The following is a 23,633-nucleotide window of genomic DNA, read 5'->3' on the forward strand; positions in this document are numbered from 1 at the left end:
ATGTGATCAACAACGGTAGCCTGTGCGTCTGTGATCGACACTCAGCTTTCTCGCCTGCAGCCTGCGCCGGACGAACTCGCCACCGCTCTGTTCGGTACCCGCGCCGCGACTTTCCACCATCCCTGGATGCGGCTGTTCAGCTCTGCACCGTTCTCCTATCAGGAGGGACTCACCCACGAGGCACGCATCCGGCTGTCGTACGAGCGTCTGCGTCTGGTCAATAACGCCATCGACGATCCGCTGGCCTTCGCCAGCGACCCTGCCGCGCTGAGCGCGATGCACGAGTGGGCCGGTGTCGTCGATGCCGGCATGGCGACCTGCGCCAGCATCCACTACAACCTCTTCCTCGGCAGCCTCCTCGATCACGACCATGACGATCGGGATCTGACCGAGTACGTGCAGATGGCTCGCGTCGGAACGTTTCTGTGCACCGAGCTCGCGCATGGCAACGACGCCGCCCAGATGGAAACCACCTGCACCTTCGACCGGGACACCGGCGGCTTCGTCCTCAACACCCCTCGCCCCGACGCCTGCAAGTGGATGCCCAACACCAGCCCCGTGGGCGGGCCCAAGGACGCCGTGGTCGCCGCCCGCCTCCTCGTCGACGACCGCGACCTGGGCGTCTTCCTGTTCCTGACCCCGATACACGATGCCCACGGCACACCGATGCCCGGCGTGGAGATACGCCACTTGCCCCAGACCGCCAGCAGCCCCGTCGACCACTGCGCCACCAGTTTCCACCACCTCCAACTGCCCTACACCGCACTCCTTCAGGGCGACCACGGACGCCTCACCCGTGACGGCCACTTCACCAGCAGCCTCGGCAGCCCCCGCAAACGCTTTCTACGCTCCATCGGCCGCGTCACCATGGGCAAGCTCTGCATGAGCGCCTACAGCTTGGGCACCACCCGCCACGCTTTGACCATCGCCATCCGCCACGCGCACAACCGCCACACCTCCGGCATGACCAGCGGACACAAGGTTCCGCTGTTCGCGCACCGCAGCCACCACGCACCCCTGCTGGAAGCCACCGCCACCGCCTACGCCGCCACGCTCCTGCAACGCAGCGTCACCCAGCAGTGGACCGACGCGGCAGACAACGATCTGGAGCAGTGCGAACGGCTCATCGCCGTCACCAAGGGGTGGATCACCTGGCAGGCCCGCGCCATCATGACCGAGTGCCGTGAACGCTGTGGTGCTCAGGGCCTGATCCTGGCCAACGGCATCGCCGGCCAGCTCGCCGCGAACGAAGGCACCATCACGGCCGAAGGCGACAACAAGGTCATCTGGGTCAAGGCCGCCGGTGAAATGCTCCTCGGCGGCTTCACGCCCCGGCCGGTCAGCGACATTCCGCCCGAGCAGCGCTCACTGGATGACCCGCGGTACCTGCAGGACCTCCTGGCGGACATCGAGCGAATATGGCACGAGCGGGCCCGCGCCCGCCTCCGCACAGGCCGTGCCCCCTCACCCCTGGCGCGGTGGAACACGACCGTCACTCCTGCGCTCCAACTCGTCGACGTGCACGCCCATCGCCTGGCCGGCCAGGCGCTGTCCGACTCGGCCGACCAGGCCGGTACCGCACAGACCAGGCAACTGCTCACCGACCTGCACCGGCTGTTCGCCTTTCGCAGGATCGCGGCGCACAGCGGCGACTTGCTGGCACAGGGGCGGATCACCGCGGACCAGGTACAACAGCTGCCCGACGCCGTTGACGGCGTGGTCGCAGCCCTGGAGCCCCACGCGTTGACGCTGATCGAAGGGTTCGACGTGCCGGAGGAACTGCTGGACAACCACCCCATGCTGCATGCCGACAGTCCAGCTGTCCTCGTGCCGGCGTAGTCGAGGCGCCGCCGCGAACAGGGGGACCGGCACGCCTCGCCGGGACTGTGCCCTCCCACCACCTGCCAGGGGGCTTGTACGAGACCGTGCTCGAAAGGGCGCGACATGCGTTTCCTGCAGACGCAGCGCCCTTCCGAGCCCTCGCCGAGTAGAGGCCCTGAGCTGGGGATCAGGAGTACAAGGCCAGGTGGGAGGTGCGGGTGAACCTGTCGCCGGCGCTCAGGGCGTACACGATGCGGCTACCGGGATTCATTCGCAGTGCACCGGCGTTCACGCCGGTGGTGAAGCGAACCCGGCGGTTGCGGCGCGGAGCGTTCCGGCGGAGCCGGAATGCAGCTGAGCCGCCCCGTACTGTCAGTGACCGGTGCTAGCCGTCTGGAGCATGCAGCTTCGGGGCCCCTCCCCTCGAAAGAACACTGAGGGGAGGGGCCCCGGGCCGGCCCGACACCGCTCGCGGCTCTCGACGACGTAGACCTCGCCTGGAGAAGGCGCGTGCCGTGCTTGATGAGGAGCACGATGCCGTTCAGCGGGCTGCCCACGCCGCGGGCTATCGGGCGCCGTCGGCCTCTGCTTCTGCAGCACGCCCGTGCTCCTCGCCGACGCCGGTCTGCGCGACCACAAGTACGCCATCGACGCCATGCTCAGCGTCACCGCGCTGACAGCGCCCGGACCGGTCACGATCCTGACCTTCGATCCGGAAGACGTCACAGCGCTGTGTGACGGGCATGTCACTGCCACAAAGGTCTGACCCCGTCGCATCATGCGAAAACTGCTCGGGTTCTGACCTCGCTGGGTGCGAGTGATCACGTGGGGTGACGCCCCGCATCTGGCGCAGGAGGTGTTGCGGCTGCGTGCGGTGGCCGCAACAGTAACGGGGTGAAACCGCGAGTACGTGACGTGGCAGTCCCTCAGCCGGTGGTTTTGGCGATGATGCGGTCCATTTCTTCCCGGCCGAAGGCTCGCAGGGTCGTGCTACGGACGTTGCCCATCCCGCCGACCTGCAGGAGCGCTGCGGTCGCGGTCTCGTCGTCGGACGCCTCTACGACGGCCACGAGGTCGTACGGACCGACAGTCCAGTAGAGGTTCAGGATCTTCACCCCAAGCTTCTGTGCCGCTGCGGCGAAGGCCTCAGCGCGTTGCGGGGTGTCCTTGTAGTTGCGGACCCCCTGATCGGTCCAGTTCAGCAGCGCGACAAACGTGGGCATGATCCTTTACTCCTGTAAGTAGGGGCAGGACATCGTGTGTCAATTGTGGGCATGGTGTTCGGAATTACGCATGAGGGGTGCATCGGAACGAGTGATACGCGCCATCACCCACTCGAACTCCTCGAGCGGTGGGCAGCCGTCAACACGGAGGGACGTGACAACGGCAAGGGGCGCGGACAGCGACGGCAGTCGGCAGCGCCCACGGCTGTGACGCCGGCCGCTCGGGCCCGACTTCACGGCCTGCCCGACACGCACCCCCGCTGCCACGACTCGTCATCCGCGCCGGAAAGGGCGCCGGAATCACCTGGCACCGCACAGGCGACGGGCCCCTGCCAGGAAACCGGCTACAGAGCGTGCCGCGGAGCTTGCCCGTGAATGACGAGGGCAGCGCATGCCGAGCGCCTGAAGGCTTTGATACGCGCGTCTCGCTCTTTCGTGCTGGTTTCTCGGCTGCTGCCCTTTCGGCACGGTCCCTTCAGTGCGCGCCCTTGCCGCTCAGGCCGTTCCGTCCGTAATCCGGTTGCCCGGTGAATCGGGTTGCGAGGTGGTAGGCGACGGTGACGTCGCCGTACTGCCGGCCGGGGACGACCCTGTCGGGGAGGTTGGTCCGGTCGCTGTGGGACGTTGATTCGCGTTCGCCCGTGCCGGGGAAGCTGACGGCTGCCCGCGGTTCCTCCGCGAAGCGGAGGCGTTCGGATCGGACCGTCGCCTGGAACGAGACGTCCGGTTCCGATTCCTCGCCGCCGACGGCGGGCCGGCCGACGCCCTGTGGCCTCGGGGCGTCAGCCGTTCAGGGCGGCTCGTCCCGCCTCTCGGTGGTGCGGCGGGTGGGCCGACGTGATTCCTTCCCGTCCTCGCCGCGGGCCCGGCGCGAGCGGGTGCCGCTCTCGCTCCGGGCGGTCCGGCCCCGGTCTCCACCGGCGGGCCTGCGCGACGTGCTTGATCCGGCCGACCTCGTTCGGCGTGTGGTGTCGCCTGCCGTCTCGGTGGCGTCCTCGACGGTTGCGCCGCCCTTCTGCGCAGTGTCGCCCGCGACCTCAGCCACGTCCCCGGCGGTGTCGTCGACAGCCTCACCGACATCACCGACGACCTGGCCCGCCCCACCACCGACATCCTCCACCGCTCGCCCGGCGCCACCACCCACGTCCTGCACGGCCCTCCCGGTGCCGCGTCCCACGTCCTCGACCGCACCACCGGCACCACGCCCGACGTCCTGTACGGCGGACCCGGCGCCCTGGCCGACGTCCTCGACGGCCCTCCCCGCGCCCGTGCCCAGCTCACCAACGGCTTGACGGGCGCCGCCACCGACGTCCTGTACGGCGGACCCGATCCCGCGCGCCAACTCCTGGACGATCTCCGGGTTTCGATCGAGCGTGGTCAGTACCCGGTTGACGATCGTCACGACGTTGTCGAGACGCACCTTGAGCTGGGCCTGCGCCTCCACGCCCGAGATGCCCAGGTGCACCCGGCCGAGCGCGACATCGGCGCCCACGTTCAACTTCAACAGGTCCAACACCTCGGCTTGTAGTGAGACATGCGCCCGCAGGTCCTCCACGTCCAAGTCGATCTGGTCGACCTTCAGCACAGGAACGTCGAGGAAGACGTCAGGAACCGCGTCGGCCGCCGCACGCCTGTCGGCCGGCCCACCGCCGGGAGCTTCGGTGTCTTCGTGGGCTGTGGCCGCCTCGTCCTCGCTGTAGGGTTCCGGCTCCTCGCCGTCGTACGGCTCCGGCTCGACGGACCTGTCGACGTCCTCGGCGATGGGTTCGCCGCCGTCCAGGTCGCGCTCCTCGACGGGGCCCTCGTCGCCCTCGGCGTTGTCGTGCATGGGTCCGCCTCCGTGAGCTCGCCGGACGGTTCGCACCTTTTGGGACAGTATGGCGCACAGGTGTGCGGCGCGGTGCTGTCGGCCGCGGTGGAACCGGAGGTCGGCCGGGGAACGCCCGGAAGGCGCCGGGAGGGTGCCCGCGCGAACGGGGCCGAACGGGTGCCAGCCGCCGTGGCCGGCTCTGCGGTCGCGGATGGTGCTGGAGTGCGCCAAGGGGCGATTCAACCCGTCTCTTTAACCCGATCGAAGGTGGGCCACGGGGCCGGCCCGGGCAGGGCCCTGGCCGGCCCAGCTCAGTCGGACGGATGGAGGGTGGCGCTGGCCACGACCGAGCTGTCGGCCGCGAGCAGGTGCACCTCGGTCACGGGCGGCGAGCCGGCGGGGTAGGAGGCGACCCATTGGGCGTAGCCGGCGTCCAGGGAGAAGGTGCCGATGGTGGTGGTGGAGCCATCCGCCCGTTCGATCTGGCAGGTGAGTGTGCCGTGCAGGGCCGCCCGGGCGCGTGCGGGGAGGTCGTCGGCGTCCACCGACATGTACACCCAGTGCGGCCGACCCGTGTAGGCGAAGACGCGTCCGACGTCCTGGCTGTGGGAGGTGAGGTCGGCGCTGAGCAGCCGGTCGGGCCGGTCGGGGCCGTCAGCGGACGGTGAGGAGGCGGAGGTGACGCCGATCGCCCATCCGCCCACGGCCAGCGCCGCGGCTGCCACAGCGGTTGCCAGGCCGAGGGCGAACCGCTGGCGCAGTGTCCGGCGACGGCGTTGGGGCGATAGTCCGATGCGCTGGAGCACGCGGGTTTCGAACCCCACCGGCGGCTCGCGTCCGGGAATCAGGTGGAGCAGTTCGTCGGCCGTGCGCGCCAGCTCCCGGACGTCCTCCAGGCAGGCGGGGCAGCGCTGCAGGTGAGCCAGGGCCGCGGCGCGCTCCTGGGCGGGCAGTACTCCCAGTGCCACTTCGGCGGCGATGCCCCGCAGCCGTTGGCACGCGAACGTGTCGTCGCCGGTCATGATGTCGTGTCCTGCCTGTTCGTCAGGGCCTCGCGCAGCTTGGCCAGCGCCGTCCTGATCCGGGTCTTGGCGGTGCCGAGGGGTACCTGCTCCAGGTCCGCCACTTGCTGCGCGGTCATTCCGTAGACGCCGGCCATGACGATGGCGCGGGCCTGGCCCGGCGGCAACTCCGCGATGGCCCGCCGCAACTCGGCCGACTCCTCGTCGGCCACCACCAGCCGCTCGGGGGTGTCGGTGATCGCTTCCAGCAGCGGTGCCATCCGGGTGGGGTCCACGGGGACAGCTCTGCGGGAGCGCACGGCGTCGATCGCCAAGTTGTGGGCGATGGCCGTCAACCAGGTACGGACCGATCCGCGGCGCGAATCGTAGACCTGGGCGTGGCGCCAGGCCTGTTCGAAGGTCTGCTGGGCCACGTCCTCCGCGAGCTGGACGTCACCGGTGACCGTCATGGCCACCCCGAAGACCTTGTGCTGGAATCGGCGGACGAACGCCACCGCGAACTCGGGGTCGTCGGTCGTCAGTCCCGCCAGCAGCGCGTCATCGGGCATCCGCTCCAGAGAAAGCCCCAAAGGGTGCATATTCCTAATACGTAGCATCCTCACGGAGGGATTGTCCGAGGGTCGGCTCGGATGCCGGTGGTTCCACATCCCTGCGGTGGGAGGGCAGCAGCGCGTCGAACGCCGCGGCGAGGGAACCGATCCTGGGCCGGGCGGCGGGGTCCGGTTCCAGGCACGCGTCGATCGCGGTGGCGAGCGCACGCGGCAGGCGGCGCCGGGTTCCCACGGGCGTGGCCCTGCCCTCCAGTTGCGGGTACCGGCGCTGTCGGCTGTAGGTGTCGCTGAGGCTCGCGGACGCCGACAGGGCGCAGGAGTCACCGGCCGCCTCTCCGCCCGTCGTGGTGGAGGTGACCTCGGGGAACGGGAGGTCACCGGTGGCGGCCTCGTACAGGGTGATGCCCACCCCCCACACATCTGCGGCGGCGGACAGGCTGACGCCGCGTGCCTGCTCGGGGGCAAGGTAGCCGCGGGTGCCGATGCCGGCGGGCGCGGGCCCCGGCGGGCGGGCGACGCTGAGGTCGAGGAGTTTGGCGCGTCGGCAGTCGATGATCACGTTCGAGGGCTTCACGTCCAGGTGCAGCAGGTTCCGGCCGTGCAGGTAGTGCAGTGCGGAGCACAGGTGCAGGCCCAGGAAGGCCACGTCATGGGCGGCGAGCCGGTGCCGCAGGCGGCCGATGAGGTGGGTGACGGTCTCGCCGGTCAGTGTCTCCAGGACGACGAAGGGCTCGGGCATCTCGACGGTCTCGTACGCGCGGACCAGATGCGGATGGCTGAACGCCTGCAGCCAGCGGCCCTCACGCAGGAGCCGTTCGCGCAGCCGTGGTTCGTGCCGACGGTCCGGACGCAGCGTCTTCACCAGGCAACGGCAGTCCCGCTCGTAGCTCCAGGTGTCGTACACGTCGAGCCATCCGGTCCTGGTCAGGTGGGCCAGGACCTCGTAGCCGGCGATCGGGGTCGCCCCCGGCGGCAGGGGCGGGGCGGTCCGGTGTCGGGGGACCACTCGCGGCGAGGGGAGGTTCGAACGGCTCATGGGAAGGCCTTGATCACGGAAGCCGTGGCAGCGGGGTCCGTAGGGGCGTGGAACTGGTGCAGTCGGGCATAGGTCTTGCCGCTCAGCAGTAGGTCGTGGTGGGTTCCCTGCTCGACGACCCGGCCGTGGTCCAGCACCAGGATCCGGGTGGCGTCGCGGACAGTGAGCAGGTTGTGGGAGATGACGATCGTGGCGCGTCCGGCCATCAGTCGGCGCAGTGGCTCCATGACACGGTGGCCCGACTCGGCGTCCAGGCCGGTGGTCGGCTCGTCCAGGATGAGCACGGGAGCGTCGCGGATCATGGCCCGGGCGATCGCCAGGCGCTGGCGCTGACCTCCGGACAGCAGCCTGCCACGCTGGCCCACGACGGTGTCGTAGCCCTCCGGCAGAGCGGTGACGAAGTCGTGCGCGTCCGCGGCGCGGGCCGCCGCGACGACCTCCCGCTCACTGGCGTCCGGACGGCCGTAGAGGATGTTCTCGCGCACGGTGCCGTGCAGGACGAGCGTCTCCTGGAGCACCACGGCCACGTTGTCACGGACGTCGGCGAACCGCAGGGTCCTCAGGTCCGCGCCGTCCAGCCGGACGGCGCCGTGCTCGGGGTCGTAAAAGCGCAGCAGGAGTTTGGCGACGGTGGACTTCCCCGCGCCACTGGGCCCGACCAGCGCCAAGGTCTGCCCGGGCTCCACACGCAACGACACGTCGCACAGCGCGGCCCGGTCGGTCCCCGGATAGGTGAAGCCGACACCATCGAACTCCACCTGCCCGCGAGCGCGCCCGAGCCGGACGGGAGAGGGGGCCTCGTTCACCTGCGGTCGCTGGTCGAGCAGCTCGACGATCCGCTCCGCGGCGGCGGAGGCCGCGTAGAAGGTACTGGTCAGGTGGGACATACCCCGGATCGGGCTGTAGAGCTTGCTCAGCAGGGCCAGGAAGACCAGCAGCTCGCCCAGGGTGAGACGGCCGCGGGCCAGTTGCCAGGTGCCCAGACCCATCACCAGGAGGGCCCCGCTCAGCTCGACGAGGTCGACCAGCGGCCCGAAGACGGCACGGATCCTGGTCGAGGCCATGGTGGCGCGGTACCGTCCGAGGATTTCGCGCTGGAACCTGCCCTGCTCCCACTCCTGGCGGTTGTATGCCTGTACCAGGGCGATGTCGCCCAGCACCTCCTCGGCGACCGCGCTGACCGACCCACTGCGCCGGCGGCGCTCCCGGGAGGCGGCCTTCACCAGCCGGGAGAAGTACCGGGCCGCGCACCAGAACAGCGGCACGATGACGAGGGCGAACAGCGTCAGGTCCCAGCTCAGGTAGAAGAGCATGCCCAGGAAGATGCCCAGCCGCATCACGTACCACAGCGCCTGGGCCACGCCCGAGAGCAGGAACGTCTCGACCGCGTCGACGTCACCGGTGACCCGGGCCAGCACATCACCGAGCCGGCGCCGTTCGAAGAACCCGAGGGAGAGGCGCTGCACGTGCCGGAAGACGTCCGCCCGCAGCGCGAGCAGGAATCGCTCACCGACCCAGGTGGAGGTCACGTCGTCAGCGAACGACACGATGCCCGAAGCGAGGCTGAGCCCGACGTACGCCAGGGCGATCGGCAGGAACGGGCTGAGATCGCGCTGGACGAGCACCTCGTCCACCACCACCTTGAACAGCCATATCTCGGCCGCGTCGATGGCGGGGCCGACGACACAGAACGCCACGAGCGGCAGCAGCCACTTCCGCCCGCCGCGCGTGTACGGCCAGAACCGCCGGAAGAGCTGCCGCACCGGCACTGCCGGCGCGGCAGCGACGATCTGTTCGCCCTCCGGCTCGGCGACAGAGAGCAACCGCCGCAGCGCCGCGATCGGGGCGGCGCTGCGGACGGCGTGACGGCGAAGGTTCATGGAACCGCGACTTGCCAGACGTCGTCCCCCGACGACCGGGAGATCATGCCCACCGGCCGCCGAGGGGCACCGGCGTCACTTGTGCGTGCCGGTGTTGGAGGTACGACGACGGTGTTTGCGGTGGTGGGACGTCCTCCCCTTCGTGGTGGTCGTGGTCTTCTTGCCCTTGGAGTGTCTCTTGGCGGGTGCCAGGTGACTGAAGAGCGACATGATCTTTCCCTTCATCTCGCACGGTTCACTAGGACATACGTCCGATCTCCCTTATGGGATGGCGGTTCGGCAAGATTTTTCGCGTACGGAGTCCTCTTCAGCGCTCACGGGCGACCTGCGCCAGCACGTCGTATCCGACGAACGTGAACATGCGAGCCCCTACGGGGAGAGGGGCAGGTTCGCTCGCGAAACGGTGCACGCCGTCACCGAACCCGGCGCCTGGCGCCGACAGCCATTCCCTCACGAAACCGCGCTTCTCAAACCAGTCGCAGATCTTCGGGAACACGTCCGGCTGCTTGTGATGCCGGGTCCACACGAGCGTTCCGCCGGTGGCACACAGCTGGGTGCAGAAGCCGACAGTGCGCTCGATGTCCTCGTCGGAGATGTTGCCGAACACCCCACACATCAGCGCGAGATCCGCGGGCGTCACGCCTTCGTGGAGCTCCGTCCGCGCAGCGTCACCACCACCTCGACGCGCTCCAAGCCCAGAGCCGAGGCCTCTCGCCGGGCCACCGCCACATTGCGCGGTGACATCCCCACGACGGGGGTGATCAGTCAGAACTCCGAGCAGGTCCCCTCCCTGACCGGCACAGACGCTCACTACGCGGACAGCGCCAGGCGGGTCGGGCGTCCAGGGCCATCGCGATCCGTTCCTGGACGACGTGAAGCCTGCGTCCGGGAGCGGAGTCCGCACGGTCGTAGTCGTCGTGCCACGCATGCCAGTCCACGCGCGGACCCCAGGGCGCGTATCGAGTCGTGCTCAATCTGCGGGATTCGCCATCGCGGTGAGGCCCGGACCGGTAGATCGTCTTGCGTGACTCGAGTGCAACTGACGAACCAGGAGTGGGAGTTCATCGAGCCGTACCTGCCGATCGGCGGGTACGGCCCGTACCCCGAGCGGCTGCGGCAGCAGTTCGAGGGCGTGATCTGGCGGTTCAAGACCGGCGGGCAGTGGCGGGAGATGCCGACCGAGTTCGGCGCCTGGTCGACCATCTCTAACCGCTTCCGGCAGTGGCGTGACGCCGGGGTCTTCGAGGCCCTGCTGGAGGGTCTGATCGCGGAAGCCGCGCAGCGCGGTGAGGTGGACCTGTCCCTGGTCAGCGTCGACTCCACCACCGCGCGCGCTCACCACGACGCAGCCGGGATGTATCTGGGTGAGGACGTCCTCGCAGCCCTGGAGAAGGCCGCGGCCGAGGAGGAGAAGGCCAGGTCAAAGGGGGCGGCCGCGATGAACAAAGCGGGCAGGACAACGGGGACGCCCCCGAGCGGGAGGAGCGAGGCCTTCGGCGCCGGCGCAAACTCCGGCTGAAGGCTGCCCTCCTGGGACGCTCGAGGGGCGGGCAGATCAGCAAGGTCCACCTGGCCGCCGACCGGAAGTGCCGCCCGCTGGCGTTCGTGCTGACTGCGGGCCAGGCCGCGGACAGCCCGCAGTTCGTTCCCGTCCTGGGGAAGATCCGGGTCCGCGGTCCCGTCGGCCGCCCCGCACCCGACTGGACGCGGTCGCCGGCGACAAGGCCTACTCCTCCCGCGCCAACCGTGCTTACCTAACGAGACGATCAAGGTCTTGGTCGGAGAGCCGGTGGAGGACGTTGATGCGGCCGGTGGCGTCCCAGACGTAGCAGTCGTCGATGCGGTGCCGGGTGAAGGCTTCCATCTGTTCGTCGATGACGCGGCCGACGCCGAGGAACAGGTCGTCGACGAAGCGGAACGCAGTCACGCCGTATTCGTCGTGCAGCTGGTCGAGTTCGCCGATGCTGTTCTCAGGGGAGCGTACGCGGATGGTGACGTCCGGGTTGGCGGTGACGGCGGCGCCGCAAAACGTGCAGTTGTAGGGGCAGCCGCGACTGCCGACGATGTCGGCCTCCATGTGCCCGGTGCGGGCGGCGGTCACGAAAGGAGAGCCTTGGGAGGCCAGGCGGCGGTCGATGGGGGTCGAAGCGGCCTGGTAGGGATCCTGCGGCAGGAAGGCCCGGTTGACGTACGGAAGAGTGTCGATGTTGGGCCCATCAACGCTGCACTGGCCTTGGAGTCGGGGATGCCGGCGGGCGGCCCGGGTGCCGAGCAGAAGGTCACGCCACAGGAAGCCGGGCAGCGTCCGCCGGTTCTGCTCGTCCTCCAGGAGGGCGTCGACGCGGTAGCCCGGCATGTCACCGGCCAGGACCGGCCGCCCGACGACGGAGCTGACGCGTTCGGAATCGGCCACGGCACGCGTCCAGCGCATTTCGGTTGCCCGCCGGCAACGGCGCTGGCCTGCGATCCGATCAAGATCATTCTTAACGTCAACCGCTGCACTCCTGCTGCTCAACCGCTGCTCCTCAGGAGCAAGGTTTAGGGTGGTCGTACGGCATCGGTGGGGTCGCAGGGGATGGTGCCCGACGGGCGGCAGTGACGCGATGACAGTCCTTGCTCACCTAGAGCGGGGGCGGGTACATGGTGGTCGGTGTGCAGAGGCGTGTGGGGCGCAGCGGTCTGAGCAGTGTGGCTGGAGGGCCGAGCACGGTTGCCGGGCCGGCCGAGCGGACTACGGCTGCTGAGAAGGCGCGACTGCGGGGTGAAGCGCGTCGGCGGGAGTTGGCGGTGCTTTTCGTGATCGCCGTCGGTGGGGCGGTGGGGGCGGGCGCCCGCTATGAGGCGGGGCAGTTGTGGCCCACGGGCAGCAGCGCGTTCCCGTGGACGACGCTGGGTGTCAACGCGGTCGGCTGTCTGATCATCGGGGTGTTTCTGGTGGTGGTGACCGAGGTGTGGTCGGTGCACCCGCTGGTGCGGCCGTTCTTCGGCACGGGAGTGCTGGGCGGATTCACCACCTTCTCCACGTACTGCGCCGACATCGAACGTCTGGTCGCACAGGAACGGGCCGGTATCGCGCTGGCCTACCTGGCGGTGACCGTGGTGGCCGCGATGGCCGCGGTGACGATCGGCGTGGCGGCGGCGCGCCGCGCCCTGGCCGGGAGGAGACAGTAATGGAGCTTACGGGTCGCGCACTGCGCATGACGGTCTTCGTGGACGACACCGACACCTGGCATCACAGGCCGCTGTACACGGAGATCGTGCACCGGGCTCACGAGGCGGGGCTGGCGGGGGCGTCGGTCTTCCGTGGGGTGGAGGGTTTCGGGGCGTCCTCGATCGTGCACACCACCCGGTTGCTGTCGATGGCGGACGACCTGCCGGCCGCGGTGGTCATCGTGGACGAGGAGGACCGGATCCGGGCCTTCCTGCCGCAGCTGGACGAGTTGGCCATCGAGGGGCTGGTGACCCTGGAGGAGGTTCAGGTGGTGCACTACGTGGGGCGGGAGGCCGTGAGCCGATGAGATTGCTGCTGGTGCTGCTCGGCGGCGCGATCGGGGCCCCGCTGCGGTATCTGACCGACCGGGCGGTCCAGGCGCGCCACGACACGGTCTTCCCGTGGGGCACCTTCGCCGCCAACATCACCGGCTCGGCGATCCTCGGCGCACTGACGGGGGCGGCGCTGTCCGGTGCCGCGTCGAAGGACATGCAGCTGTTCTTGGGGACCGGGTTGTGCGGGGCGCTGACCACGTACTCGACGTTCTCCTATGAAACGCTGAGCCTGGCCGCGGCCGGCGCGAGGTTCCTGGCGTTCGTCAACGTGGCGGCCTCGGTCATCGCAGGGCTCGGAGCGGTGTTCATCGGCTTGGCCGTGGCCAAGGCGGTGTTCGGATAGGCCCCTGGCCCTCACTGTCCGGATACCGCCTGAGCGACTCACTCCGCTCCCACAGCGCCGCCGGTCCAAACGGCGTCCGCGCGCGCCTGGCCGACGCGGACCACCTCGACCTTTTCGACGATCATCAGGCCATCGGTGACCAGTTCTTTCACCGTGGACAGGAAGCGCCGGATGCGTTCCTCTTCGTCGACGATGACGATCGCCAGTGGGAGATCCTGCTTGCCCGACAGCAGCCGGAAGGCATGGATCACCGTGGACGCCCCGAAGCCCTCCACCCCACGGAAGACCGACGCCCCCGCCAGCCCCGCCTCGTGAGCCCGGTGCACGATCTCCGTGTACAGCGGCCTGTGATGCCAGGTATCGCATTCCTCGATGAACACCGTCAGCCGCAGGGCCCTGCCAAAATTGGCCTCATGATGTCCTCCTGGCCGCCACGCGGCGCGTGACGCGCCGCACCCCCGCACCGCTCGCGGTGCCACCACTCGTGAACGCCCGACCGGCGTGGGCAAGGCGCCCGACGTCGTCCATGGAGAGGGAGAACCTGCGCGCCGCCCGTTCACGGTGCCGCGCATGTGTGAGTCGATCAGCCTGGGGATCGGTGTGCGCCGCGACCTGGGGCTTACTGCCTTTCATGCCGTAGCACTCCTACTCGCGCGGGCCCATGACGGGCGGACCAGATTTCAGGAGCAGGGACTGTCGGCGGCGTCGAAGGTGCCGCGGTTCGGGTACGGCGAGCTCGACCGCCGCGTGACCGCCGCTGAGAGGAAAGAGGCATCACTTACAGTTAAGGATAGTCCTGCAGACGCCCGGCGGCCGATCACCACATTCCGTGCAGCCCCGGCCCGCAGCCAGGCCCCGCCGCCCAGCCGGTAGCCTCTCCGAGGCGGCAGGCTCACCCCCACCGGCGAGGTTGTCCCCTGCCTGCCGTCTGGGCTGTCATGACGGCCAGCAGCACCAGGCCCTGGCCCGCTCCGAGGGCCGCACCTGGCGAGGCTGGCACCACCACGTCACCCTCGCCTCCGCCGCGCACGGCTTTGGCACCCTCCAGCGGCTGACTCGATCCCCAGAAGAGACGGCGTCGGCCTGATCCTCTACCGGGCCGCACGCGAACTGCAGTTACTCCTCGCGGTCTGGACCGGCGCCTGCCCCACCTGTCACCGCGACATGCCAGAACCGATACCAACCTGACCAAGCACTACCAGGACCTGTCCGGGCAGTCGTGTGACCGCCCCGCTGCCGGGCCCGGCAGCGGGGCGGCTTGTGCCGATCGGAGGCCGGGCCCGGTGGTGCCGGATCCCGGTCAGGGGGCGGTCTGCTTCAGGTGGTCACCGCGCACTGACCGCGGTCTGCGGCCTGCGGTCCCTCCGTAGTGGGACGGACGTCGAAGTCGAAGATCCCGGTCGGGAGGTAGAGGGAGCAGCAGGCGTTGGGGATGTCGACGATCCCGCTGATGCGTCCCTCGATAGGGGCCGCGCCGAGGAGCAGGTATGCCTGCTCTCCGGTGTAACCGAACCTCTTCAGGTACTCGACGGCGTTGAGGCAGGCGCGGCGATAGGCGACCGTCGCGTCCAGGTAGTAGTTGGTGTCGGTGTCGTGGTCCACGGAGATCCCGATGAAGGAGATGAACTCCGAGTACCGCGGCTCGACGTTGCCCGGCATGAAGAGGGGGTTGGTGGTGACACCGTACTTCTCCATGCCACCCTTGATCAGATCGACGTGGAAGTCGATGTAGCCGCCCATCTCGATGGCGCCGCAGAAGGTGATCTCACCGTCTCCCTGGCTGAAGTGAAGATCACCGCCTGACAGCTTGGCGTCCGCAACATGGACCGGGTAGAAGACGCGGGATCCACGAGTGAAGTTCTTGATGTCGTGGTTGCCGCCGTTCTCCCGTGCGGGAACGGTGCGGGCCCCTTCCTGGGCGACACGTTCGGCATCCGATCCGGTCGCCTGGCCGGCGAGGGCCTGATCGGGGTCGGGCGTGAGTCCCAGTGGCGGGATCCGGTCGGGGTCGGTGTCGATCAGGGCCTGCTCGCGCCTGTTCCACCGCTGCAGCAGATCTTCGGACGGCGCGGTGCCGAAGAGACCCGGGTGGGTGATGCCGGTGAAGCGGACACCGGGAAGGTGCCTGGAGGTCGCCACCTGCCCATGGAAGTCCCATATCGCCTTGTAGGCATCGGGGAAGTAGTCCGTCAGGAAGCCTCCACCATTGGCCTTGGCGAAGACGCCGGTGTATCCCCAGGCTTCACCCGGTGCGTCTCCGACCTGCTGCGGTACCGGCCCGAGATCCAGGATGTCCACGACGAGCAGGTCGCCCGGCTCCGCGCCTTCGACGCCTATCGGCCCGCTGAGCATGTGGCAGCGCTTCAGGTCGACGTCGCGGACGTCGTTGGCGGAGTCGTTGTTGCCGATCTGCGCATCGGTCCATTCGCGGCATTCGACGCGGAACTCGTCCCCCGGGCGGACCATCGCGGCGACCGGAACATCCGGGTGCCACCTGTTGTGTCCTGGTACGTCCTGGTCGTGCATCGACCGGGATTGGTCGACGCTGAAGATTACGTCAGGCATGTGAACTCCGTGATCTGTTCTGTGGGGGTGAGCGGGTGCGGCGTGTGGCCCGGGGTGCTCTGAACACCCCTCACGCCGCTTCTGACGTCTCCACTTCTTGCGTTTCAACCACCTCCCGGCGTTCCCATCGGCGAGTCGGCGGCGATCATCGGCAGGCCGCTAGCCGGGGCTGCCGGCCGGGTAGGCCGGGGCGCCGTACTCCTCCGCGGGCCTGCCGGGCCGCCTCCGGCGAAGTACGATCCACAGCGCGGCGAAGGTCAGGACGCCGAACGCGCCCAGCGCGATCGCCATTTCAAAGAAGTTCTCGGTGACCCAGTAACCGGACAGCAGCAGGAATGCCGGTATGACGCCGGTTACCCAGCCTTCGATCGCGGTCACCCAGCCGACATAAGGCGTCAAGGTCTCCAATTTCAGTCCCAGTAGCAGGAAGAAAAGGAACCAGAGGAACGCCCAGTAGAGCCATATCACGCCGAACGGCTGATCGTCGAACAACCGGAAGTTGACGAAGGAATAACCCAGGGCCACGATGGCCACGAACAGTGAGTAATAGCCCACGCCTGTCGTGTCGAGCCCCATGAGCAGTCCGATTCCTACATACAGGTATGTGAAACCGAAGAGGAAGATGCCCGATGCGAGTACGATTTGGTTGGGGTCCTGATTCGCGGCGATGATGAGATATGTGGGTGTGAGGACCTGAAGCCCGCCCACGAACAGATTGAATATGGCGGCTGCCCGGCTGTCGACCTTTCCCAGCAGCATCAACCCGTTCAGGAAGAGCACCGCGCCTACGAAGAGAAGTCCGACATTGGCCAAGGGGGACACCTCCCGAGATTTCGCTCCGCGAGCGATGGGCCCGCCGGGCGGTCATGTGACCGAGATGCTGTTGTGCGCAACCCGTGCCTCTGGCGAGGCGGCAGGGATCGAAACCGCCCCACGCCCCTTCTCCGAGGGGGCGTTGGACTGATTCCGCCGGTCCGCGACTTCCCCTCAGGGCCGGGGGAGCCGCGCGAGGGCCGGATGGGCCGGCCTCGGCGCAGCCTGGTTGGGAGGCACCCGCGTGACCACCGCGGGATTTTCCCGAGACTTTTCCTCCTGCTCGCGCAGGCCCGCGACGGCAGGCGAGGTGAACGCGGTCGCGGGGGACGAGTACACACGCCGAGCCGTATTCGAGCACTGCGGGCAGGCGTGCGCGGTCGGCGCTGTGCCGATCGGCAACTTGACGTCGAACGGTCCGCAGCGATTGCAGGAATACTCATACGTCGCCATGAGTCGTCTCCGCCCCGCCGCGCTTCCGGCCTTGGGCCGTGGCGCGGTTCTGGTCGAGCCAATGAAACCGGAGTAGCACCGCCTCTTATTCCAGGCAACGCCAGTGACGACGGCGTGTCAAGACGAGTGGGAGATGCCCCTGGGGCCGCCCTGCGCCGCCGTGCCGAATGGGCGGGGTATGACCCGGTGGGCCCCACCGGGTGGCAAGGATGTGACCCCCGCACCGCAGGCTGCTCGGTCGGGGCTTTGCGGGCGCGGTGATCAGCGTGTTTGGGCCCGTTTGTTGTGCGGCGACCCGGTCACTCGGCACTGGACAGCAAGGCCGGCCGGAGCGAATGCGCGGTTACCGGACCACGCCTGTGCGCCGGCCTTCGTAGGAGTACGGCCATGGCAAAGATTCTCACGGTGCTTTATCCGGATCCCGTTGACGGCTACCCGCCCAGGTATGCCCGAGAGGAGATCCCCGTCATCAGCGGCTATCCCGGAGGGCAGACGGCGCCCACCCCCCAGAGCATCGACTTCAGGCCGGGTGAGCTGGTCGGCTGCGTCTCCGGCGAACTCGGTCTGCGTCCGTTCCTGGAGGAACGGGGCCACACATTGGTCGTCACCTCCGACAAGGAGGGGCCCGACTCCGTGCTGGAACGGGAACTCCCCGACGCCGAGGTGGTGATCTCGCAGCCGTTCTGGCCCGCCTATCTCACCCCTGACCGGATCCGGCGCGCACCGCACTTGAAGCTGTCGATCACAGCCGGGATCGGTTCGGACCACGTGGATCTGCCGAGCGCCATCGAGCACGACGTCACCGTTACGGAGGTCACCTACAGCAACAGCATCAGCGTGTCGGAGCACGCGGTCATGCAGATCCTCGCTCTCGTCCACAATTACCTGCCCGCCCACGAGTGGGTCACCACCCGCCGAGGGTGGAACGTGGCCGACAGCGTCTCGCGGAACTACGACCTGGAGGGCATGGACGTCGGCGTTTTCGGTGCCGGACGGATCGGCATGGCAGTGCTCCGCCGGCTGAAGCCGTTCGATGTGAAGCTGCACTACAACGACGTGCACAGGTTGCCACCAAGCCTCGAGCGGGAGCTGGGGCTGACCTGGCATGCGGATGCCCGCTCCCTGGCGGCCGCCGTCGACGTGCTCTCCATCCACGCGCCGCTGCATGCGCAGACGATGAACCTCTTCGACGACGAGATGCTGGCGACCATGAAGCGAGGGTCGTACATCGTCAACACAGCCCGCGCGCTGATCGTCGACAGGGACGCCGTGGTACGCGCTCTGGAACGAGGCCATCTGGCGGGTTACGCCGGTGACGTCTGGTACCCCGAGCCGCCGGAAGAGGACCACCCGTGGCGCAGCATGCCGCACGAGGGCATGACACCGCACGTGTCCGGTTCGACGCTCTCCGCGCAGGCCAGGTACGCGGCAGGCGTCCGGGAAATCTTGGAGTGCTGGTTCGACAACCGCCCGATCCGTCAGGAGTACCTCATCGTGGAGGGCGGAAGGCTCGCCGGGACCGGGGCTCGCTCGTACACCGTCTGACGCACACGGGAGGAGTCGGCGGAGCGTGCCCTCCCGTGCACAGGTGGCCCGAGAGGGCACGCTCCGCTCTCCGTGTTCTCCGCGTCAGGGCGCCCCCGTGATCGCGCAGGCGCGGCACGGGGGCCGGCCGCAGGTGCACTGCAGGATGCCGTCCAGCACCTCATGGTCGTGGTAGAGGCACTTGTCCTGGCAGGTGTGGCGCGGGACGAAGCCCGCCTGGAGCTCGTCCGGCCAGGGCTCTTCGCCCTCCCGGCAGCGCACGAACCGCTCGGGATCCGTGGAGTGCAGCCGGTGCATGCTCTCCCGTGCCTCGCCCTCCAGGTCGTGCGTTTGGGAGACCATTGCTTTGAGCTGGTCGGCGAGACCGGAGAACCTGGCGTCGCCCGTTCTCACATGGGCTGCGCTCAGCGCCATGACAGCGTTGCCCAGGAACCGACGAGCGTCCTGGAGATCGGTCACGTGATGCAGTTGGATGCCCGTCACGCCTCTGACCCACACGGCGTCTTTACTCACTTGTCCACCTTCCGGGGGCCGGTCGCCCACTGGTAGTGCCGGCGCGAAGTACGTCGCATACTCCTCTGCGCCCTGAAGTCTGGTCCGGGCAGCTGCCCGAAAGGTCACTGGTGAACGTCCTGCTTCAGCCCCGGTCCGCCGCGCTGCGGAAAGGGCCATAAGGGACGCATGCTCTCAAGAAAGCTAATTCTGCGGTGCGAGTCAGTCCAGCCCTGTATCAGTGAGCTGCCACACAAGCGCTGCACCTCTGCTTCCCGGCAGTGGTGAGGTGCCGGGGATACGGCGGCATGCCGACCGGGTCCACTCCGGGCATCGAAGGCGGGGGGCGGGCCGGGGTAGCAAGGGCGGATCCAGCTGAACCGGAGGTGTCGGCGGAAGGCCGCCGCGCCGCTCAGCGCCTGCCCGCCCCGTTGGTACGAGTCACGGTAACCTTCGCTCTCCGAAAACGCTGAGGTCGGGCAACTTCGGCGGACATGCTCACGGCAGGTCATTGCGCCCCAGCCAGGCCGGTTTGACCGGCACCCCGTCTGCGTACCGCTCGACCTGCTGCTCCACAGGCTCAGCCACTGCAGCGGCGGGCGCACCCGACGCCTCCACCACAGGCTCCGGGGCGGCGGGCGCATCAGAGTCCTCGAGCAGCTCCGCCACCGTGAACCGGGTGACGAACGACTGCCACGCCCCGTCTATGACGAGCAGGAACCCGTCGTCCTGCCGCAGGAGCCGACGGCGCTTGGGGCTTCTGGGGTGCGCGGGTGAGTGGCTCCGCGCCCGCCGTTCCAGCTCCGCGAGTGCCTCCTCGCGCGATCCGGTGACGTGAGCCACCACGTATGCCTCGGTGTGCTTGCGTTCTCCGACACCCACGGTCGTCTCGATGACCAGTCCCCATGTCGTCATGCTCTTCGCCCCTTTGTTCTCGCTACGGCCGCATGAAGGCCGGGATCGTCCAACTTGCCGTCGGCGTCCTCGCTCCTGCCCTCTGCGACTCGTTCCCCCGCTTCGCGTCCTCCCCGGCCCTGCGCGGCCCGGGTGGGAACTTCGGCCTCGTCTCCGGTACCGCGATCATTATCGACACCATCCCACTCGTCCCCCCGCTGTCTGTTGCAAGGCCTGTGGGGGTCCGGTCCAAGTTCCATACGCCGGTTACGGAGCGTCAGCTCAATAGGGCACGCTATTCAATAGGGCACGCTTTCGAAGTAAAGGCAGTCCGGCTCGGCCGAACATCTGCCGTTTGAGCATCTTGATCCGGTTGACTGTGTCTCCTCCTGGCCCGGAGTCCCAGTCGGTGGTCAGTCCGGCGGTCCCGGCGTCGAGGTCGCTGCGCGGGCCGATGGCGAAGGTGCCGATGCCAGGCAGGTTCGCGTCAGCGGCCTGACTGATCCAGTCGGGTAGGCGGGTACCGCTGAACATGGTGAGTATCTCGGCGAACGAGCTGGTCAAGTCGCCGCGGTGGCCAGTTGCCGCGGTGGCCAGTTCTGGGCAGCGGCCAAGCGCCGCCGGTCGTGTCCACAGCCGCCCGGCAGTTGGCCGCGAGCGTGCTGACCTCGTCCCCCAACACCAGGCCGACGAGCCCCACCGGCCCCGACCGCCTGGACGCGCACCCGGCCATGCTGCGCAGTGCCCCGGCCTACATCGACGCCCCCCCGAGCGGCCCGTCACCGTCGCCGAATCGCGCCCGGGGCACACGTCATCCGTCCGCGCGCTGCAGTACGCCTCCGCCAGCACGTGGACATCCCGCCGCTCGCCCGCCGGGCCCGGCTCTCCCACGCGCACGGGGACCCGCTGGCCGCCGACCCCACGACGACGGGGCCACGATCACGGAAATCGCGGCCAGGTGAGGTTTCTTCCATCCGGGTTGCTTCGCCGCCCTCTACCGCGGCGTCTACCGCCGGCCCCCGCGTTAAACCCTGCTGGACTACTGACACCGGCCGCCCGTCCTCACCCGCCTCAGTCGGCCACGAACTCCGGCTCCCACGGCCGCGGCCCCACACCGTCCTGCCAGCGCAGGAGTTCTTGACCGTCCATGCACACGATGCCGCACTGCTCGGCGTACTCGATGGCGGGCGCGGTGAAGTCGCTGGTGGTGACCACGACGGCGACATCGGCCTCGTGAACGGTGAAACACGTGCCGCCGAACCGCTGCATGTCCTGGGAACCGACTCGGTTGGAGTCGCGGTACCGCTTGCACTGGATGACGACCAGGCGCCCGTCCGGCGTCCTCGCCACGACGTCGGCGCCCAGGTCGCCGGCCCCGCCCACGACGTCCACGTCGAGGCAGCCGTCGCGTCGACACAGCTCGGCTATCACCTGCTCGAACTCGGCGGGGTCCAGCGCCTCGGAGCCGCTCTCCCCGGTGTGCGCGGACACCTCGTTCACGGGCTCAAGGAGGGGGACGGTCCGTTCCACGTCGAGGCGACCGCCGCAGGGATCGGTCCGTGCTGCTACGGGGCCGGCGGCAGGAGTCGGTGGAGCGGTGTCGAGGGCTTCGACCGCCGTCTCCGTGGCCTCGTCCAGGGCTTCCGCGGCGTGGCGCGCGAGCCTCGCTGCCGATATCCGGCGCCTTCTACGGCAGCCGGCCACGACACCGCTGGCGCCCACGAGGACGAGCGCGACGGCCCAGGCAGGATGGCGTTCGGCGGCGGACGTCGCGGTACGGACGACCGTGCCCACCAATATCAGGATGACGGCGAGAAGGACGAAATACAGGGCCGTCGTCCGGAGTTCGAACCGGCGGGAGCGGCGCACGGAACGCGAAGCACGTGCGGGTACGGCCATGGTGATGCTTCCTCTCCGAGGACGACAACGAAAATCAAGAGGCGTCTGCCCAGGTACGGGGGTTCTACCGAGCCGGTGCGATCACCCGTGTCGCCGTGCTTCCACACCGTCGACGAGACCCGCGCCGCTGTGCCGGCTGTATCACTCTGGTAGTTCGCGGTCAGGGAGCGCACCCGCCTCCTCGGAGACGTCGGCACCCCGATCGACGTGCGGTTCACGCTGCGGCCCGCGCCCGCCCACAACGCCGCCGACGCCGACCCCCACGGGAGCCTGAGCGGGGTGATCGACTACTACCGCCGGCTGCGGCCCGGCCGACTGGTGAACACCGGGGCGGCCGGCGAGGCAAGACGGTCCTGGCCATCGAACTACTTCTCGCGCTCGCCGAGAACCGTGGCCGCGGGACCCGGTACCGATACGTACGTCACTCGCCTCCTGGACCCGAATGCCCACCGTCATCACCACACGCGACATCGGCGGCGCGGTAAGGGCGTGGATGCGGCGGCACCTGGGGGAGACCTTCCAGCTCTCCCGCGCCGCGGCCACCGCCCTGGTCGAAGACGGGCTGGTCCTGCCCGTCCTGGGCCTCGACGAGATGGACGCCGGAGGCGGAGATGCTCCACGGGCCCGCCGAGCGATGCAGGAACTGGACGCCTACCGACACGGACGCCCCCGCCCGGGCATGATCCTGACTTCCCGCAGCGCCGCGTACGACGCGCTGGGCACCCACGCACGCGACACCGCCCGAGTGGAGATCACCCCCGTCAGCGCGGCGCGGACCCACGCCTTCGTCCGGGCCCACATCCAGGACCCGGCCCGGTGGTGCGACGTACTCCGAGAACTCGACACCGCCCCCGCCGGGCCCCTCGCCCAAGGCTTGCCAACCCCATGGCGCCTGACGATGGCCGTCACCCTCTACGAGCAACGCGACCCCGTCACCGGAAACCATCCCCACGCGCCCGCCGACCTGCTCGTCCCCGTCCTCGCCGGCGCGGAAGCGGTGCGTGACCACTTCGTCGATCTGTTCTCCACCATGCCGCCACCGGTCGACCTCCCACCCCCCAGCCATGTGACCCAGCCTCAGGTCCACGCACGGCTGCACGTCCTGGCCCGACACCTCGAAGACAACATGGGCGGCACCCGCGTGATCCGGGGCCGGGCACTGTCCGGCATCGACCTCACCCCCACGAACTGTGGCCACGCGCAGGGAACCGACGCGTACGCGCCGCCCGGGTCTGCTCTACTTGGCGATCGTCGTCCCGGTGATCGTCATCGGTATGCGGTTCCCGAGCAGCGATGTCAATCACCACCCGGGACTCAGGGACATCCCCGACCGCGAATTGTTCGTCCATCTGCTGGCCATCGTGGCGCCGATCGTGATCTTCGAGGGCATCCGGGCGGAGCCCGTGGGTCACGTCCGCGGTCAGGACGAGGCGCCCGTCGGCGGCCTGCGGCTGCGGAAGAGCGGCCGGCAGGCGGCACAGCCTTCCCGCGTCCACATCTCCGCAGTTCAGCGCGTCGTACGTGGCCCCATGCCCGCGACGGTGCTCAGCCACCAACGTCAGATCGACCGGCGAGGTCACCGGTTCGTCCGCGCACAACAAAGCGTCCGTGAGCTCGAAGAGCGCATCACCCCGCGCGGTCAGGCAGGCGTAGAAGATGTCCCGGAAGTGTGACGCCCAGGCGAGCACGTCCCGTTCGGCGTCTCGTTGCTGCACACCCATGTCCACGGCCTGCGTGCTG

At 68.8% G+C, this 23,633-nt stretch carries 22 protein-coding genes and 3 pseudogenes; 7 read left to right on the plus strand and 18 right to left on the minus strand.

Going from position 1 to position 23,633, the window contains the following annotated elements:
• The first annotated feature begins 30 nt into the window (after window positions 1–30).
• Entirely contained in the window at window positions 31–1,839 is a 1,809-nt protein-coding gene (locus WJ438_RS39245) for an acyl-CoA dehydrogenase (RefSeq protein WP_406729356.1), read from the plus strand.
• Window positions 1,840–2,428: 589 nt separating this feature from the next.
• Window positions 2,429–2,587, plus strand: a pseudogene (locus WJ438_RS39250) (DNA-binding protein); the annotation flags it as partial.
• Between the two features lie 160 nt (window positions 2,588–2,747).
• Here the strand turns inward: WJ438_RS39250 and WJ438_RS39255 are convergent.
• The 8 genes from WJ438_RS39255 to WJ438_RS39290 form a co-directional block, all read right to left on the minus strand.
• Complete coding sequence (locus WJ438_RS39255) at window positions 2,748–3,044, minus strand: GYD domain-containing protein (RefSeq protein ID WP_406729357.1); 297 nt, start codon at window positions 3,042–3,044, stop codon at window positions 2,748–2,750.
• A 790-nt stretch (window positions 3,045–3,834) separates the two neighbouring features.
• A complete protein-coding gene (locus WJ438_RS39260) occupies window positions 3,835–4,872 on the minus strand; it encodes a hypothetical protein (RefSeq protein ID WP_406729358.1) in 1,038 nt (345 codons plus the stop codon).
• 293 nt (window positions 4,873–5,165) lie between these two features.
• Window positions 5,166–5,876, minus strand: a complete 711-nt coding sequence (locus WJ438_RS39265; RefSeq protein ID WP_406729359.1) for a hypothetical protein — start codon at window positions 5,874–5,876, stop codon at window positions 5,166–5,168.
• Window positions 5,873–6,424 (minus strand): RNA polymerase sigma factor, encoded by a 552-nt coding sequence (locus tag WJ438_RS39270; RefSeq protein ID WP_406729360.1) that lies wholly within the window; start codon window positions 6,422–6,424, stop codon window positions 5,873–5,875. The genes WJ438_RS39265 and WJ438_RS39270 overlap by 4 nt, the downstream gene beginning before the upstream one ends.
• Window positions 6,425–6,458: 34 nt before the next feature.
• Complete coding sequence (locus tag WJ438_RS39275; RefSeq protein WP_406729361.1) at window positions 6,459–7,463, minus strand: serine/threonine-protein kinase; 1,005 nt, start codon at window positions 7,461–7,463, stop codon at window positions 6,459–6,461.
• Window positions 7,460–9,343 carry an ABC transporter ATP-binding protein gene (locus WJ438_RS39280; RefSeq protein ID WP_406729362.1) on the minus strand — a complete coding sequence of 628 codons (1,884 nt, stop codon included), beginning with the start codon at window positions 9,341–9,343 and terminating at the stop codon, window positions 7,460–7,462. The genes WJ438_RS39275 and WJ438_RS39280 overlap by 4 nt, the downstream gene beginning before the upstream one ends.
• Before the next feature lie 75 nt (window positions 9,344–9,418).
• Window positions 9,419–9,553, minus strand: a complete 135-nt coding sequence (locus WJ438_RS39285) for a hypothetical protein (protein ID WP_406729363.1) — start codon at window positions 9,551–9,553, stop codon at window positions 9,419–9,421.
• Between the two features lie 97 nt (window positions 9,554–9,650).
• Entirely contained in the window at window positions 9,651–9,983 is a 333-nt protein-coding gene (locus WJ438_RS39290; RefSeq protein ID WP_406729364.1) for a hypothetical protein, read from the minus strand.
• A 384-nt stretch (window positions 9,984–10,367) separates the two neighbouring features.
• Between WJ438_RS39290 and WJ438_RS39295 the strand changes: the two are divergent.
• Window positions 10,368–11,109: pseudogene (locus WJ438_RS39295) on the plus strand (IS5 family transposase); the annotation flags it as partial.
• Here the strand turns inward: WJ438_RS39295 and WJ438_RS39300 are convergent.
• Window positions 11,094–11,756, minus strand: coding sequence for a hypothetical protein (locus WJ438_RS39300; RefSeq protein ID WP_406729365.1), 663 nt, complete (start codon window positions 11,754–11,756; stop codon window positions 11,094–11,096). The pseudogene WJ438_RS39295 and the gene WJ438_RS39300 sit on opposite strands and share 16 nt — an antisense overlap.
• Window positions 11,757–11,983: 227 nt before the next feature.
• On the opposite strand from WJ438_RS39300, the gene crcB (WJ438_RS39305) reads away from it, so the two are divergent.
• The 3 genes from crcB (WJ438_RS39305) to crcB (WJ438_RS39315) are packed head-to-tail and all read left to right on the plus strand — an operon-like array spanning window position 11,984 to window position 13,232.
• Entirely contained in the window at window positions 11,984–12,514 is a 531-nt protein-coding gene (gene crcB, locus WJ438_RS39305) for a fluoride efflux transporter CrcB (protein WP_406729366.1), read from the plus strand.
• Entirely contained in the window at window positions 12,514–12,861 is a 348-nt protein-coding gene (locus tag WJ438_RS39310; protein WP_406729367.1) for a DUF190 domain-containing protein, read from the plus strand. Before crcB (WJ438_RS39305) ends, WJ438_RS39310 begins: the two co-directional genes overlap by 1 nt.
• Complete coding sequence (crcB, locus tag WJ438_RS39315; RefSeq protein ID WP_406729368.1) at window positions 12,858–13,232, plus strand: fluoride efflux transporter CrcB; 375 nt, start codon at window positions 12,858–12,860, stop codon at window positions 13,230–13,232. The genes WJ438_RS39310 and crcB (WJ438_RS39315) overlap by 4 nt, the downstream gene beginning before the upstream one ends.
• Window positions 13,233–13,270: 38 nt before the next feature.
• Here crcB (WJ438_RS39315) and WJ438_RS39320 read toward each other — a convergent pair whose 3' ends face one another.
• The 4 genes from WJ438_RS39320 to WJ438_RS39335 all read right to left on the minus strand — a co-directional run bounded on the left by WJ438_RS39320 (window position 13,271) and on the right by WJ438_RS39335 (window position 17,063).
• Complete coding sequence (locus WJ438_RS39320) at window positions 13,271–13,618, minus strand: DUF190 domain-containing protein (RefSeq protein ID WP_406729951.1); 348 nt, start codon at window positions 13,616–13,618, stop codon at window positions 13,271–13,273.
• Between the two features lie 931 nt (window positions 13,619–14,549).
• Window positions 14,550–15,797 (minus strand): formamidase, encoded by a 1,248-nt coding sequence (gene fmdA / locus WJ438_RS39325; RefSeq protein ID WP_406729369.1) that lies wholly within the window; start codon window positions 15,795–15,797, stop codon window positions 14,550–14,552.
• Between the two features lie 159 nt (window positions 15,798–15,956).
• Window positions 15,957–16,610, minus strand: coding sequence for an AmiS/UreI family transporter (locus WJ438_RS39330; RefSeq protein ID WP_406729370.1), 654 nt, complete (start codon window positions 16,608–16,610; stop codon window positions 15,957–15,959).
• 174 nt (window positions 16,611–16,784) lie between these two features.
• Window positions 16,785–17,063 carry an FmdB family zinc ribbon protein gene (locus tag WJ438_RS39335; RefSeq protein WP_406729371.1) on the minus strand — a complete coding sequence of 93 codons (279 nt, stop codon included), beginning with the start codon at window positions 17,061–17,063 and terminating at the stop codon, window positions 16,785–16,787.
• Between the two features lie 387 nt (window positions 17,064–17,450).
• Here WJ438_RS39335 and WJ438_RS39340 point away from each other — a divergent pair, with 387 nt between their 5' ends.
• On the plus strand, window positions 17,451–18,608 hold the full coding sequence (locus WJ438_RS39340) for an NAD-dependent formate dehydrogenase (protein WP_406729372.1): 1,158 nt from the start codon (window positions 17,451–17,453) through the stop codon (window positions 18,606–18,608).
• A gap of 84 nt (window positions 18,609–18,692) precedes the next feature.
• Here the strand turns inward: WJ438_RS39340 and WJ438_RS39345 are convergent, their stop codons facing one another.
• From WJ438_RS39345 to WJ438_RS39365, 5 genes and pseudogenes are all read right to left on the minus strand, one after another.
• On the minus strand, window positions 18,693–19,121 hold the full coding sequence (locus WJ438_RS39345) for a hypothetical protein (protein WP_406729373.1): 429 nt from the start codon (window positions 19,119–19,121) through the stop codon (window positions 18,693–18,695).
• A gap of 477 nt (window positions 19,122–19,598) precedes the next feature.
• Window positions 19,599–20,015, minus strand: coding sequence for a hypothetical protein (locus WJ438_RS39350; protein WP_406729374.1), 417 nt, complete (start codon window positions 20,013–20,015; stop codon window positions 19,599–19,601).
• Between the two features lie 261 nt (window positions 20,016–20,276).
• The gene (locus WJ438_RS39355) at window positions 20,277–20,558 is read right to left on the minus strand and encodes a hypothetical protein (RefSeq protein ID WP_406729375.1); all 282 of its coding nucleotides are present in this window, start codon (window positions 20,556–20,558) and stop codon (window positions 20,277–20,279) included.
• A gap of 507 nt (window positions 20,559–21,065) precedes the next feature.
• Window positions 21,066–21,893 carry a restriction endonuclease gene (locus WJ438_RS39360; protein ID WP_406729376.1) on the minus strand — a complete coding sequence of 276 codons (828 nt, stop codon included), beginning with the start codon at window positions 21,891–21,893 and terminating at the stop codon, window positions 21,066–21,068.
• Between the two features lie 1,385 nt (window positions 21,894–23,278).
• Window positions 23,279–23,614 (minus strand): annotated as a pseudogene (locus tag WJ438_RS39365) (transposase); the annotation flags it as partial.
• Window positions 23,615–23,633 lie beyond the last annotated feature (19 nt).

Origin of the sequence: Streptomyces sp. GD-15H, from assembly GCF_045291515.1 — a bacterium.
Classification (GTDB): Bacteria; Actinomycetota; Actinomycetes; order Streptomycetales; family Streptomycetaceae; genus Streptomyces.

Excerpts from the sequence above, each read along its gene's own strand:
- crcB (WP_406729368.1), top strand. The coding sequence starts at position 12,858 with ATGAGATTGCTGCTGGTGCTGCTCGGCGGCGCGATCGGGGCCCCGCTG.
- WJ438_RS39310 (WP_406729367.1), top strand. The coding sequence starts at position 12,514 with ATGGAGCTTACGGGTCGCGCACTGCGCATGACGGTCTTCGTGGACGAC.
- WJ438_RS39285 (WP_406729363.1), bottom strand. The coding sequence starts at position 9,553 with ATGTCGCTCTTCAGTCACCTGGCACCCGCCAAGAGACACTCCAAGGGC.
- WJ438_RS39265 (WP_406729359.1), bottom strand. The coding sequence starts at position 5,876 with ATGACCGGCGACGACACGTTCGCGTGCCAACGGCTGCGGGGCATCGCC.
- WJ438_RS39360 (WP_406729376.1), bottom strand. The coding sequence starts at position 21,893 with ATGGCCGTACCCGCACGTGCTTCGCGTTCCGTGCGCCGCTCCCGCCGG.
- WJ438_RS39260 (WP_406729358.1), bottom strand. The coding sequence starts at position 4,872 with ATGCACGACAACGCCGAGGGCGACGAGGGCCCCGTCGAGGAGCGCGAC.
- WJ438_RS39255 (WP_406729357.1), bottom strand. The coding sequence starts at position 3,044 with ATGCCCACGTTTGTCGCGCTGCTGAACTGGACCGATCAGGGGGTCCGC.
- WJ438_RS39350 (WP_406729374.1), bottom strand. The coding sequence starts at position 20,015 with ATGACGACATGGGGACTGGTCATCGAGACGACCGTGGGTGTCGGAGAA.
- WJ438_RS39340 (WP_406729372.1), top strand. The coding sequence starts at position 17,451 with ATGGCAAAGATTCTCACGGTGCTTTATCCGGATCCCGTTGACGGCTAC.
- fmdA (WP_406729369.1), bottom strand. The coding sequence starts at position 15,797 with ATGCCTGACGTAATCTTCAGCGTCGACCAATCCCGGTCGATGCACGAC.
- crcB (WP_406729366.1), top strand. The coding sequence starts at position 11,984 with ATGGTGGTCGGTGTGCAGAGGCGTGTGGGGCGCAGCGGTCTGAGCAGT.
- WJ438_RS39335 (WP_406729371.1), bottom strand. The coding sequence starts at position 17,063 with ATGGCGACGTATGAGTATTCCTGCAATCGCTGCGGACCGTTCGACGTC.
- WJ438_RS39280 (WP_406729362.1), bottom strand. The coding sequence starts at position 9,343 with ATGAACCTTCGCCGTCACGCCGTCCGCAGCGCCGCCCCGATCGCGGCG.
- WJ438_RS39275 (WP_406729361.1), bottom strand. The coding sequence starts at position 7,463 with ATGAGCCGTTCGAACCTCCCCTCGCCGCGAGTGGTCCCCCGACACCGG.
- WJ438_RS39270 (WP_406729360.1), bottom strand. The coding sequence starts at position 6,424 with ATGCCCGATGACGCGCTGCTGGCGGGACTGACGACCGACGACCCCGAG.